Annotated in this window: 12 protein-coding genes, 1 pseudogene and 1 other annotated feature; of the genes and pseudogenes, 10 read left to right on the top strand and 3 right to left on the bottom strand. The window is 39.3% G+C overall.

What is annotated here, in order from left to right; translation table 11 throughout:
- Window positions 1-170 precede the first annotated feature (170 nt).
- Window positions 171-403 (top strand) — a binding site (T-box leader).
- From ACPLVF_RS11430 to aroQ, 8 genes are all read left to right on the top strand, one after another.
- Complete coding sequence (locus ACPLVF_RS11430; RefSeq protein ID WP_424907957.1) at window positions 363-647, top strand: ACT domain-containing protein; 285 nt, start codon at window positions 363-365, stop codon at window positions 645-647. (Overlaps the previous feature by 41 nt.)
- A gap of 56 nt (window positions 648-703) precedes the next feature.
- Window positions 704-1,717 carry a 3-deoxy-7-phosphoheptulonate synthase gene (aroF, locus tag ACPLVF_RS11425; RefSeq protein ID WP_424907955.1) on the top strand — a complete coding sequence of 338 codons (1,014 nt, stop codon included), beginning with the start codon at window positions 704-706 and terminating at the stop codon, window positions 1,715-1,717.
- On the top strand, window positions 1,718-2,617 hold the full coding sequence (locus tag ACPLVF_RS11420; RefSeq protein WP_424907954.1) for a prephenate dehydrogenase: 900 nt from the start codon (window positions 1,718-1,720) through the stop codon (window positions 2,615-2,617).
- A complete protein-coding gene (gene aroA / locus ACPLVF_RS11415) occupies window positions 2,595-3,881 on the top strand; it encodes a 3-phosphoshikimate 1-carboxyvinyltransferase (protein WP_424907956.1) in 1,287 nt (428 codons plus the stop codon). The genes ACPLVF_RS11420 and aroA overlap by 23 nt, the downstream gene beginning before the upstream one ends.
- Before the next feature lie 12 nt (window positions 3,882-3,893).
- Complete coding sequence (locus ACPLVF_RS11410) at window positions 3,894-4,784, top strand: shikimate dehydrogenase (RefSeq protein ID WP_424907953.1); 891 nt, start codon at window positions 3,894-3,896, stop codon at window positions 4,782-4,784.
- Window positions 4,778-5,866 (top strand): chorismate synthase, encoded by a 1,089-nt coding sequence (gene aroC, locus ACPLVF_RS11405; RefSeq protein ID WP_424907952.1) that lies wholly within the window; start codon window positions 4,778-4,780, stop codon window positions 5,864-5,866. The genes ACPLVF_RS11410 and aroC overlap by 7 nt, the downstream gene beginning before the upstream one ends.
- The gene (gene aroB / locus ACPLVF_RS11400; RefSeq protein ID WP_424907951.1) at window positions 5,860-7,527 is read left to right on the top strand and encodes a 3-dehydroquinate synthase; all 1,668 of its coding nucleotides are present in this window, start codon (window positions 5,860-5,862) and stop codon (window positions 7,525-7,527) included. The genes aroC and aroB overlap by 7 nt, the downstream gene beginning before the upstream one ends.
- Window positions 7,524-7,958: a type II 3-dehydroquinate dehydratase gene (gene aroQ, locus ACPLVF_RS11395; protein ID WP_424907950.1), complete on the top strand. Its 435-nt coding sequence runs from the start codon at window positions 7,524-7,526 to the stop codon at window positions 7,956-7,958. The genes aroB and aroQ overlap by 4 nt, the downstream gene beginning before the upstream one ends.
- On the opposite strand, the gene ACPLVF_RS11390 is transcribed toward aroQ, so the two are convergent.
- On the bottom strand, window positions 7,888-8,721 hold the full coding sequence (locus ACPLVF_RS11390) for an MFS transporter (RefSeq protein ID WP_424907949.1): 834 nt from the start codon (window positions 8,719-8,721) through the stop codon (window positions 7,888-7,890). The two genes, aroQ and ACPLVF_RS11390, sit on opposite strands and share 71 nt — an antisense overlap.
- Before the next feature lie 445 nt (window positions 8,722-9,166).
- Between ACPLVF_RS11390 and ACPLVF_RS11385 the strand changes: the two genes are divergently transcribed.
- Both ACPLVF_RS11385 and ACPLVF_RS11380 read left to right on the top strand, forming a co-directional pair.
- Window positions 9,167-9,949, top strand: coding sequence for a DEAD/DEAH box helicase (locus ACPLVF_RS11385; protein ID WP_424907948.1), 783 nt, complete (start codon window positions 9,167-9,169; stop codon window positions 9,947-9,949).
- A 402-nt stretch (window positions 9,950-10,351) separates the two neighbouring features.
- Complete coding sequence (locus tag ACPLVF_RS11380) at window positions 10,352-11,023, top strand: M48 family metallopeptidase (RefSeq protein ID WP_424907947.1); 672 nt, start codon at window positions 10,352-10,354, stop codon at window positions 11,021-11,023.
- 97 nt (window positions 11,024-11,120) lie between these two features.
- Here the strand turns inward: ACPLVF_RS11380 and ACPLVF_RS11375 are convergent, their stop codons facing one another.
- Both ACPLVF_RS11375 and ACPLVF_RS11370 read right to left on the bottom strand, forming a co-directional pair.
- Window positions 11,121-11,936, bottom strand: a complete 816-nt coding sequence (locus ACPLVF_RS11375; protein ID WP_424907946.1) for an SDH family Clp fold serine proteinase — start codon at window positions 11,934-11,936, stop codon at window positions 11,121-11,123.
- A 33-nt stretch (window positions 11,937-11,969) separates the two neighbouring features.
- Window positions 11,970-12,699, bottom strand: a pseudogene (locus tag ACPLVF_RS11370) (rhomboid family intramembrane serine protease).
- Between the last annotated feature and the right edge of the window lie 144 nt (window positions 12,700-12,843).

Below are 12,843 nucleotides of genomic sequence, written 5' to 3'. Positions count from 1 at the left end.
ATACTGACATTTTCTCAGATGGATTTCACCCTGACAATATCACAGACGGATAACAAATTTTTCTGAACTTATTGACATAACTTCAAATCGATATTATAATTTTTCCTAAACATTTTTTATTTTACCTTTATAAAAAGTCATCTTTTACAAGCTCTAAAATAATATACTACAAAAAGGCGATGAGGGAAAGAGTAACCGTTTGGGCTTTTAAGAGAGCCGGTGGTTGGTGCGAACTGGTAAGCTCATACGGTGAAGTACATTCCCAGAGCTGCAGGCTGAAAGGTATACCCGATTAGGCTGTGCCGTTCTCCTCACGTTACAGGGAAAAGAGTGGGTTTATCATGGGGTTTTACCCCTGATAAATCAATCAGGGTGGTACCGCGGGAAACTACTCGCCCCTTTTTGGGGCGAGTTTTTTTATCATTTTATCCAGTGAGGATACTGCACCTACGGGTAATGACAGGACATCTTTAGTATTTGCTGCTGAAAACAAGCCCGGCAGCCTCTACAAAATACTTGGTTTTTTTGCTCGAGAAAATTTAAACCTTACTAAAATAGAATCCAGGCCTTCAAGGAGGGCATTTGGCGAGTATGTCTTTTTCCTGGAAGTCGAGGGCCATTGGCAAGATGAAGTTTTGAAAAAGTAAACGACAATGTATACAAAAACACGACTATTGACAGCCTGTAAATGGAGGGATTGACCTTGATTATAGTAATGCAGAAAAACGCCACTGATGATCAGATAAAAAAAGTATGCGAGGTAGTTGAAAATGCGGGGCTCGGGGTTCACATTTCAAAAGGCTCAGATGTTACCATAATCGGTGTAATAGGAGACCGCCGGAAGCTGGCAGACAAGCCTATAGAACTTATGGAGGGTGTCGAAAAAACCGTGCCTATAATGGAGCCGTATAAACTTGCAAGCCGCACCTTTCGTCCCGAACCTACCGTGATAAAAGTGGGTGATGTGCTTATAGGGAGTGACGAATTCGTCATCATGGCCGGTCCCTGTGCTGTGGAAAGCAGGGAGCAGCTCCTTGAGGCCGCCGAAATAGTGAAAAAGTGCGGCGCTAAAGTTCTCCGAGGAGGGGCATTCAAACCCAGGACTTCGCCTTATTCCTTCCAAGGGCTGGGTGAAGAAGGCTTAAAAATTCTGGCTGAAGCCAGGGAAAGAACCGGACTTCCCGTTGTGACCGAAGTGATCAGCACGGAAGCGGTAGAAATGGTGGCCGAATACGCCGATATACTGCAGATAGGAGCCCGCAATATGCAGAATTTCCAGCTGCTCAAGGCGGTGGGCAGAACAGAAAAACCGGTGCTCTTGAAGAGGGGAATATCCGCTACCATCGAGGAATGGTTGAATGCCGCCGAGTACATCATGAATGAGGGTAATTTTAAGGTAATCCTTTGTGAAAGAGGAATAAGAACCTTCGAGCCGATGACCAGGAATACCTTGGACCTTAGCGCAGTGCCGATTATAAAGCACATCAGCCACCTGCCCGTAATAGTAGATCCCAGCCATGGCACGGGCCATTGGCGCTGGGTAACACCTATGAGCAGAGCAGCTCTGGCTGCGGGTGCCGATGGATTGATAATAGAAGTTCATCCCAACCCCCAGGAAGCACTGTCTGATGGTCCACAGTCACTTAAACCGGAAAATTTCATGCTGCTGTGCGAAGAACTCAAAAAAATTGCCCCTATAGTTGGGAGGAGAATATAATTGAAAGAATCCTTAATAATTGCGGTAGCAGGGCTGGGAATTATAGGAGGATCGCTGGCCAGAGCTTTTAGGGCTAAGGGATTTGAGGTGCTGGGTATTGATGCCGATGGCGAAGCTCTTTCAGCAGCTGTGAGCGAAGGGGTTGTTTCGGAAGACAGCTTTAATATAAATAGTCAGGATGAAATCTGTTTTCAAGCATTAAAAAAGGCAGATGTAGTATTCATCTGCACGCCGGTATTGAGCATCGTGCCGGTTGTGAGGAAGCTGGCACCATTTGTTAAAAAAGGTGCTATCTTGACCGATACGGGCAGCACCAAAAGGTTTGTGGTAAATTCCATGAAAGAGGTGCTACCTGAAGGTGTGGATTTTGTGGGAGGACATCCAATGGCAGGATCCCATTATAGCGGCTACGATTTTAGCCGGGCCGACCTTTTTTCAAAGAGCCCGTATATATTGACGCCTACCGCTGAAACTTCCCCGGAAACTGTTGAGACTCTGAAGTCATTGATTTTGAAAATCGGTGCGGTTCCTTATATAATGCCCCCTGAAGAGCATGACAGGATAGTGGCTGCAATTAGCCACCTGCCGCAGGTTGTAGCTACCAGTCTGGTGAATGCAGTGAGAGAGTTCGACCACAGCGGATATTACTTAAAATTGGCGGGGAAGGGGTATAAAGATACTACCCGCATTGCTTCCTCCTCTACTGGAATATGGGTAGATATTTTGCTTACGAACAGGGATGAAGTTTTGAAAATGATATCCATTTATAAAAGGCAGCTCGATGAGCTGGAGGCAGCCATAGAGTTAGCAAGTGTTCAAGATATAAAAAGGATCTTTTACAAGGCTCGAGACTACATGAATGGGAGGGATGAAGGCTTTGGATGCGATACTGGAAGGTAAAAGGAGAATTAAAGGGGAGATTACAGCTCCACCGGATAAATCCATATCCCACAGAAGCGTAATGCTTGGAGCCATTGCGGAAGGTGTGACTGAAGTAGAGCGGTTTCTCCCGGCTGACGATTGTCTCAGCACCGTGGAATGCTTTAGAAAAATGGGTATAGATATTCGCTTTGATGCACCTGATAAATTAGTAATAAATGGAAGGGGGCTTAGAGGTTTGAAAAAGCCCGACGGTCCCCTTTACGCGGGCAACTCCGGGACGACAATAAGGCTCCTTTCGGGGATATTGGCGGGTCAGAGTTTTGAAGCCACCATTACCGGGGACGAGTCCCTCTTGAAGAGGCCCATGGGCAGGGTAGTGGAGCCCTTGAGCATGATGGGAGCCGTTATTGAAGGGGCATGCGGAGGCAAGTACGCTCCCCTCACCATAAGAGGGGGCCGCCTAAGGGGAATTCGGTACGAGCTTCCGGTGGCCAGCGCCCAAGTAAAGTCGGCAATACTGCTGGCCGGGCTTTACGCTGAAGGTGAAACTACCGTAATAGAAAAGCACAAAACCCGCGACCATACCGAAATAATGCTGGCGCACTTTGGAAGCAGGATTTCCGCAGCTGACGGCGAGGTCAGACTGACCCCGGTGGATAAACTTAGCGCGGGGCGAGTGACGGTGCCGGGGGATATATCGTCGGCGGCCTTCTTCATGGTGGCTGCTGCCATAAATGAGGATTCCGAACTTTTGATAAAGGATGTGGGCATTAACCCCACCCGCACGGGTATAATCGATGTGCTCAGAAAAATGGGCTGCGATATAAAAATACATGATGAGAGGATTCAAAACGGCGAAAAAGTTGCCAATCTGTTTATCAAAGGAAATGGGCTTTGCGGTACAACGATAGAAGGTGAAATCATACCGAGGCTCATAGACGAAATTCCGGTGATTGCCGTAGCGGCTGCCTTTGCTGAAGGTGAGACGGTAATAAGGGATGCGGGGGAGCTAAGAGTAAAGGAAAGCGACAGGATAAAAGCGATTGCAGACAATTTAAGGAGGTTTGGAGCTGACGTGACGGAACTGGAAGACGGCCTGATAATCCGGGGTGGCAGGTCCCTGAAGCCCGCTGAGGTGGAAAGCTTTGGCGACCACAGGATTGCTATGGCCATGGCTGTGGCAGCGCTGTCGATACCTGGGGTATCAAAAATAAAAAACGCGGAATGCGTAAAAATATCTTTTCCCGACTTTTTTGAAACTCTGGGAAAAGTAAGTGAATAGGGTGATTGGATTATGGTGAAATTGGAACTTAATGAAATGCCTGAACTTGCGGTAATCGGATGGCCGCTTCATAAGACCTTTTCTCCTATTATGCAAAATGCTGCCCTAAAAAGCGCTGGTCTATCCTGGAGGTATGAGGCAATTCCTATACCGAAGGAACATTTAAGTGACTTCTTTTTTCACGCATCCCAGAAAATGAGAGGTTTTAACGTAACAATGCCTTATAAGTCTGATGTTTATAAGCTTTGCAGCGAAGTGGATGATTTTGCCCAAAAATGTGGTGCGGTGAACACCGTCGTATTTCACCGTGAAGGTACGGAATCAAAACCTTACGGTTATAACACTGATGGGCCCGGTCTTTTGAAAGCTTTATCTGAAAAAGTGGGAAATGAAATCAAAATAAGTTCATCGATTATTCTGGGTGCAGGGGGAGCAGCTGCAGGGTGTGCTGCAGCCCTTGCATCTTTTGGGGTAAAGACCATTTCAATTATTAATCGCACCATGTATAAAGCAGAAGAATTAGCCAAAACTATGGGACAAAATTTTAAAAATGTAAAATGGAACGTGTTGAATTTAGAAGAAGGGGATAAACTTCAAAAGGCTTTCGAAGATGCAGAACTCATCGTTAATTGTATCCCGGAAGAAGGTGCTTTACTATTTGAGCCAATTATTGAAAAATGTGATGCAAAAGACAAAATGTTTTGCGATCTCAGCTACAGCGAAAAGCCGGGAAAACTCTATTTGAAAGCTCAAAAAATGGGTTATATAGTGGTAAGCGGTATAGATGTATTGCTTTGGCAGGGAGTTTATGCCTTTGAAATTTTTACCGGTAAACCCGCTCCGGTAAAAACTATGAAGGATGCATTAACAGAAAAAATCGGAAGCTGGTGGTTGGGATGTTGAGGTTTATTACGGCAGGGGAGTCCCATGGTCCAGGAATTATTGCAATCTTAGAAGGAATGCCAGCTGGGATAGAAGTGGATGAAAAAGAGCTTTCTTTAGAACTTTCAAGGAGGAGAAAAGGCTACGGCAGGGGAGGACGGGCTAAGATTGAAGATGACGAGGTTCAAATTACATCAGGAGTTATAGCAGGAAAAACTACCGGTGCTCCGATTGCTGTATTTATCCCCAATAAGGATTATGTCAATTGGAAGGATAAATATATACCCATCGTAGCACCCCGACCCGGCCATGCCGATTTACCAGGAATGATCAAATATGGATTTGAGGATTGCCGTCCAGTAGCGGAGCGGGCAAGCGCGCGAGAAACTGCAGCACGAGTTGCATGCGGTTATTTTGCAAAAAAGCTTTTATATAAAGAAGGCATTGAAGTGATAAGCTGGGTTACCCAGATCGGGCAAATCTCAGCTGACTTGCCGCCAATGGATGAGAGAATGTACGATGAAAATGTTGCAAAAAAACTTTTTCTACTTGCAGAGTCTTCAGAGGTACGTTGCCCGGATACTTTAGCTTCCGAGCAAATGAAAAAGCTCATAGATGATGCACGGGAAAAGGGAGACACATTAGGGGGTATTTTTGAGGTTGCTGCATTAAATGTTCCGATAGGTCTTGGAAGTTACGTGCATTGGGATAGGAGGCTTGATGCACGATTGGCAGCGGCAGTAATGAGCATACCTGGAGTAAAAGGGGTTGAAATTGGAATGGGGTTTAAATTGGCAGAAGTTTCGGGAAGAGAGGCCCTTGATCCCATTTTAATATCAAAAAGGAGTTCTAATAAAGCTGGAGGTATTGAAGGGGGAATGAGCAATGGAGAAATTATTTTTTTAAGAGCTGCTATGAAGCCAATACCTACACTCCAAAATCCTCTGCCTTCAGTAAACATAGTAACAAAAAAAGAGTGCAGAGCCCAGACTGAAAGGTCAGATATTTGTGCTGTAGGCTCTGCTGCCGTAGTAGCCGAATCAATGGTAGCGCTCGTTTTGGCAGATGCTTTATTGGAACTACGGGGTGGTGACAGATGGTAAGTAAAAATAAAAATATAGTATTAAGCGGCCTTCCGGGAAGTGGTAAGACCACAATTGGAAAGATTTTAGCAGAAAATACGAATAGAGCTTTTGTTGATACGGACCGTCTTATTGAAGATTTTACAGGAGAAACAATTTCGGATATTTTTAAAAGATACGGAGAAGAAAGATTTAGAGAAATAGAATCTTTTGTTATTCAAAAGGTATCTCAACTTAAAAATACGGTTATTTCTCTTGGAGGAGGGACACTGACCCGCCGGGGAAACTACGAATTACTTAAAAACAATAGTACGATTATATTCCTAAACGCATCTCTTGAAACTCTTTTATCGCGTTTAGAAAATGACTTTTCACGACCTTTACTAGAATCTGATGATTTAAATTCAAAAAAAGAGAAATTGTCCCGCCTGTACGATGCTCGAATAAAATTGTATCAGGAAACTGCAGACATTATTTTAGAAGCAGATGATAGCCCCGAAAAAATAGCAGGGGAAATCTTAAAAATACTACCCTCAAGAGAATTAAAAATTCATCATTTAGACAATGAAAACGTCTTTGTGAAAACCCCATCGAGAAACTACTATGTGAAAATAGGTTATAAATTATTTCGCAAAGCTTTAATAGATTTTTTACAGGAACAAAAAAACATCTCAAAAATTGTCATCGTAACAAGCCCTCTTTTAAATCAGCTTTTTTGCGCAGAGCTTGTAGATGCTGCAAAAAATGAAGGATTAAATATGGATACTGTGTTAATTCAAGATGAAGAAACCCAAAAAAATCTCACTACAGTGTCTAAAATTTACGATAGATTTGTGGATTTAAATATTGATAGGGATTCATTGGTTATCGCTGTAGGAGGAGGTATTACGGGAGACATTGCGGGTTTTGCTGCTGCTACTTACATGAGGGGAATAAGGTGGGTTTATGTACCGACTACCCTTTTGGCTCAGGTGGATGCAAGTATCGGCGGAAAAGTAGCGGTAAATCACAAAGCGGGGAAAAATTTAATCGGCGCTTTTTATCAGCCTAATTTAGTAATATCCGATATAGGATTTCTTGATACATTACCCGATAAAATATTTAACGATGGAATGGCAGAGGTCATAAAAACAGCGGTTATTGATGGGGATTTATTTTACTTTTTAGAAAACAACGCCTGCAAAATCAAAGAAAGAGACCCAAAAGTATTGCTTTATACGGTTACAGCCTGCACGAGGTTAAAAAGTCGTATTGTGCAGGAAGATGAATACGATAAGGGAATGCGTATGTTACTTAATCTCGGGCATACCTTTGGGCATGCCATTGAAGCCGCATCGGGATACAAAGGTGTAACCCACGGTGAAGCTGTATCCATAGGTATTTGTTTGGCTGCCAGACTTGCTTTTCGTTTAGGGTATGCATCACCGGGAATTGCAGATAGAATTATAAATTTACTTAAATTTTTTGATTTACCGGTTTCTATAAAGGAAGTCCCAGAATCTTTTAAAGTTGATGATATTCTAAGATACTTAAAAACCGACAAAAAGGGTTTTTCGGGGAAGGTAAGATTTGTTTTACCTTTTAAAATAGGTGATGTGAGGGTAATAGATAATCTGCCGGATAATGTAACGGATATAGTTAAGGAAATCTTATACAAAGAAATGGAGGAAAACGGCAAATGAAGATTCTGGTAATACATGGTCCGAACCTTAATCTATTGGGTAAGAGAGAACCTCATATTTATGGAGTTTTGACATTAGAAGAGATTAATCAATTAATAATAAAAAAAGCAGCCGAGCACAATATACAAGTTCGCATTGTACAATATTCTTCAGAAGGAGATATTATAGATGAAATACATGAGGCGAAAAATTGGGCAAAGGGTATTGTGATAAATGCAGGGGCCTATTCCCATTACAGCTATGCCATTCGGGATGCGATAAGCGCCGTTGAGCTTCCGACGGTGGAAGTTCATATATCCAATACCTTTGCAAGAGAAGAATTCAGGCATAAATCGGTAATAAGTCCTGTTGTAAATGGGGTTATAGTGGGTTTGGGAGCTTATGGCTATTTGTATGCAATAGATTATCTGGCGAAAATTGCAAAAGCTTAATGAACATAACCAAACATCCTCCCAAAATAGACATTGCGGCGGCAACATAATAAGCCGTTACCAGCGACCCGGTTATGTCCCTTATATACCCCGTGACAACTGGAGCCACCACGGCAGACATCATACCGACAAAGTTAAACATTCCCATAGCGGTGCCCAAGGCATCTTTATCAATAGCCGCTGCATGTCTGCCTGCCCATGCTACGGCTATGGGGTCCCAGGAGGATTTACCCACAATTCCGTAAGCTACGAGGGATAATATTATGGGAAAAGGGGAGCGGGCATAAGTCATTAAAAATATGGTAAAAGCCCCTAATGGGAATAACATTAGGGCTATTTTTTTTCGCCCGAATTTATCGGAGATTTTAGAATCCACGGTATTTAACATTATCCCGTATGCGCAGGGGTAAAAAGCTCCTGCTCCAAGCCCGTGTAAAGCGGTAAAAAGCAGTAACAAAATATAGCTTCGGGCAAACAATCCAAAACCGAGCAATGCAACTCCGGCTATAAAAAAAGTGATTATTAAAAGTTTCTTTTTTCCGATTTTATCTGCCAGCATACCGGAGGGAATTTGCATTGCTACGTATACCAAAAAGTAACTGCCGGTAATGGTGCCCAGCAAAGTAGCGCTAAGATTGAAATCTTTTCCAATAACAGAAAGAAGCGGATACAGTGCCGTCCTATCAGCGTAAATTAATGTCCACCCCAAGCATAGAGCAATTAAGATTAATAAAGAGGTTTTATTTATTTCAGCATTGTGCATTAAATTCCACCCCTTCAACCCGTATTAAATTTAGTTTAGCATAACAGCAATGTATGACAAGTATTTTTTGTTAAGGGAGGAATAACTGTAAAAAGATAGATTTTGCGAAATAATTTGATATGATAAAATAATAAGGAAGAATATGGATAATTATTGAATATGAATTTAGGCTATTATAATCGCTTAATATTTTATTAATAATGGCAGTAATAAAAATTTATTTAATATTTATACAATTATGAAAGAAGTTAGATAGTATTTTTTATATCACATTGAATGAAAATAAAAGGAATATGAAGCAAGATATAGAATAATAAACGTAAAATAAAAATTTTTAAAAGCAGCATTGATAATTCATCTTAACAAATAAATATTAGGGGATGAGTGAAGTGAAAACCTTATATGAGCTTTGTGTGCCGCGTGATAGTGTATTTGATGAAACAAATTGATTAAATGGTGTGTAATCGTTTTTGATGAAGCTCAAAAGATAAAAAAACCTGGAGTTTTAATGACCGAGGCTGCAAAAGCCATGAATGCGGATTTTACTATTGCGCTGACTGGAACACCGATAGAAAACAGATTGACTTATTTATGGTGTATAATGGATACTGTTCAACCCGGATATTTGGGAGACCTAAAAACATTTAATAAAAAATATGAAGATATTTCTGATAAGGATTTATTAATAGAGTTAAAAAAGAAAATTGATGAAAATGAACCTGAACCTCCTTGCAATCCAAAACCAATGTTAAGGCGGTATAAAGGAGAGCATTTAAAAGGTTTACCCAAGAAGCATGAACATATATATGAAGTTATTATGCCCGATATACAGGCTAAAAAATATTCTGAGATTATATTTAATGCAAGAAATAAGCAAAAAAATAAAGAACATATACTAAATACTTTACATTATTTAAGAAGTGTTTCTCTGCACCCATTAAAATATGAAGGGATTGATGATAAAGAATATATTTTATCCTCAGCTAGATTATCTAAAACAATAGAGATTATTGATGAAATATTTAGAGTTGATGAAAAGGTGCTTATTTTTTTAGAAAGTATTGAGATGCAAGGTGTTTTACAAACTATAATTCAACGACGTTATCAACTTCCTAAGCCTCCATTAATTATTAATGGAAGTGTATCTGCTGATAAAAGGAAAATTAGAGTTGATGAATTTCAGACAAGTAAAGGGTTCAATGTAATGATACTTTCGCCAAAAGCGTGAAGAGTTGGTTTAACGTTAACGACAGCAAATCATGTCATACATTTATCTAGAGTATATAGGATAGGTCAAGAGAAAGAAGTACATACCTATTATCCGTTAGCTATACACCCTATATTCAAAGAATATAGTTTTGATGTTCGCATACACGAATTATTACAAAAAAAATGTATGCTTAATAAAGCTATATTAGCCCCTACTGCTGAAATTGAGGAGGATATTAAACTACTATATGAAGAAACTGTAAATCAGGTTATTTAAGATATTTCTTTAAAAATTTAATTGAACTAATATAGAATTAATAAAACAGATAACTGGAAACGATTCTATTTAAGGCTTTATATTTAAAAATGAGTAGTTTATAATTACTTAAACTTGATTATCATCTCTACGGGAAGTGATTTTATGGAAATAAAAATAGAAAAAATTATAAGGTCAAAAAGGAAAACGATAGGCCTGCAGGTGACGGATAATGGGGCCCTAATTGTCAGGGCCCCGTTTGAAGTGAGTGAAGATGTGATATGGAAGGTCATTTATAAACATAAAAATTGGATTGATAAAAAGAAAAGGGAAATAGAAAAAAGAGATCCCAAAATTTTGAAAAAAGAATTTGTTAATGGTGAGGGTTTTTTGTATCTTGGAAGGTATTATAAGCTGCACATAATTGACAATCAGGAAGAACCGCTTAGATTTGAAAATGGATTTTACCTTTCAAAAGATGCATTGTCTAATGCTAAAGAAGTGTTTATTGATTGGTACAAAAAGGCAGCTTACGAGAAAATCTCGGAAAGGGTTAAATGGTACGCACAAAAATGCGGCTTTCAATATAATAAAATCAATATAACAAATGCAGAGAGAAGATGGGGTTCGTGTTCTTATAAAGGGAATTTGAACTTTTCCTGGCGGCTCATTATGGCTCCACTGCCTGTTATCGATTATGTAGTAGTTCATGAATTGGCACATTTACGTATTAAAAACCATAGCAAATCCTTTTGGGCTAAGGTAAAATCGATAATGCCGGTTTACGAAAAACATGAAAAATGGCTGAAGGAAAATGGTTATTTATTGAAATTGTAATAAAAATAACTTTTGAACATGTGAGGGAATATTTTAAAAAGTGGGGAAAGGATAAGGATATTTTAGAGGCGGCGAAAGCTTTAAACGTTACATGCTACTACTTGTTGAATTTTGAAAAGGGCAGATATTCAACAGACCCTTTCTTTTGAATGGGTTGTGGATATAGGCTCATTAGCTGCTGAATTTCAGGATCTATATCGCATCTTACTTTTAATCCCAATTCTTTTGCCATTTCATATGTTATTGGATAATCATGAGTCCATTTACCTTCTACAAGCGAGTTAGCAATATTTTCTGCAACATCATCAGGATAATTCCCGCTAAGAAGTTCTTTTACTGCCTCTTTAGTTTGATTCAATGCTTTTTGAGCAACGTCGGCAAGAATAAGCATTTTGTCATCGATTTCAGAAATAGGTTTTTCTTTAATAAGCTTTAATATAGATACAGCAGGATATTCGCCTATTTGTGGATCAACAGGACCTAACACAGCATCCTTTGCCATTACAATTTCATCTGCCGCTAAAGCAATCAATGTTCCTCCCGACATAGCATGGTGTGGAACATGGACTGTAATTTTCCCTTTATGCCTTTTGATTGCTCGTGCAATTTGCAAAGATGCTAAAACTAATCCACCTGGGGTATGCAAAATAATATCTAAGGGTATTGAGGGATCTGTCATAGAGATTGCTCTTATTACTTCTTCTGAGTCATTAATATCAATATATCGATAAACTGGAAAACCTAAATAATTCATAGTTTCTTGGCGATGAACTAATAGAATAACTCTAGAATTTCTCTTTTTTTCAATTTTTCCTATCAATTTCTGGCGAGCAGATTCAATCATTCTTTTGTTAATAATTGGTTGGATTGATGTTATCATGACATATAAAAACAATAGATCTAAAAAACTCATAATTCTCACCTCTAAAAGTATTTGATATTTTTGTTAAAAATATAGATAATAATAATACTCATCGTCAAAAAATCTCTGATAACGTTTTACCCTCTTTTTGAATAACGGTACTGTCAATGCTCCAAACAAGAAACCACCTATATGTGCCCACCAAGCAATTCCAAAAGCATAAACTGGGCCAAACAGCATTAGAATTCCATGAGAAACTTGGGATATAAACCAAAAACCTATGAAGATCACAGCTGGAATTTCTATAAAGAACGGTAGCCAAAAAACAGGAATCAGGGTAATTATTCTTGACAGAGGGAACATCACAAAATATGCCCCCATTACACCCGCAATAGCACCAGATGCTCTGACGGTCACAATAGGTGAATTAAAGTTGAATATATAATGAGTAATTGCTGCAAAAAATCCACTTAAGATATAAAAAATAAAAAACTTGAAATGTCCCATTCTGTCTTCAACATTATCCCCAAAAAGCCATAAGCTCCACATGTTGCCTATAAGATGCATCCAACTGCCATGCAAAAACATGCTTGTGAAAATTGAAAAAAAAAGAAATTATTATGCCCCAGATGAAGTCATGCTGTAAAGCATACGTTAGCCTGTAAGGGACGAATCCAAATATTTGAATAAAATCATCAACCAAAGCTGTTGGTAAAGTGGTTTGAAAAACAAATATCAAAACATTTATGCTGATAATTAACAATGTAACAAAAGGCTTTTCTCTACTTGGAATTGTGTCTTTTAGTGGTATCATTTAACAGCTCCTTTCTGAGTCAATAAAATAATTATAAATTATTACAATTTTACCTCAAATCTTACTATATTTCAACCTTCTTTTTCTTTTGAGCTTTTTGCTTTGTACCATTTTTTTAATTTTTATCACTTATTTATTGCAATA

The sequence above is a fragment of the Thermovenabulum sp. genome, from assembly GCF_049701175.1.
Classification (GTDB): domain Bacteria; phylum Bacillota; class Thermosediminibacteria; order Thermosediminibacterales; family Thermosediminibacteraceae; genus Thermovenabulum.
This window is presented reverse-complemented; position numbering and strand designations above follow the sequence as displayed.

Bases quoted from the DNA above. Each gene is read 5' to 3' on its own strand.
- ACPLVF_RS11375 (WP_424907946.1), bottom strand. From the start codon at position 11,936: ATGAGTTTTTTAGATCTATTGTTTTTATATGTCATGATAACATCAATC.
- ACPLVF_RS11410 (WP_424907953.1), top strand. From the start codon at position 3,894: ATGGTGAAATTGGAACTTAATGAAATGCCTGAACTTGCGGTAATCGGA.
- ACPLVF_RS11390 (WP_424907949.1), bottom strand. From the start codon at position 8,721: ATGCACAATGCTGAAATAAATAAAACCTCTTTATTAATCTTAATTGCT.
- aroB (WP_424907951.1), top strand. From the start codon at position 5,860: ATGGTAAGTAAAAATAAAAATATAGTATTAAGCGGCCTTCCGGGAAGT.
- aroQ (WP_424907950.1), top strand. From the start codon at position 7,524: ATGAAGATTCTGGTAATACATGGTCCGAACCTTAATCTATTGGGTAAG.
- aroC (WP_424907952.1), top strand. From the start codon at position 4,778: ATGTTGAGGTTTATTACGGCAGGGGAGTCCCATGGTCCAGGAATTATT.
- ACPLVF_RS11380 (WP_424907947.1), top strand. From the start codon at position 10,352: ATGGAAATAAAAATAGAAAAAATTATAAGGTCAAAAAGGAAAACGATA.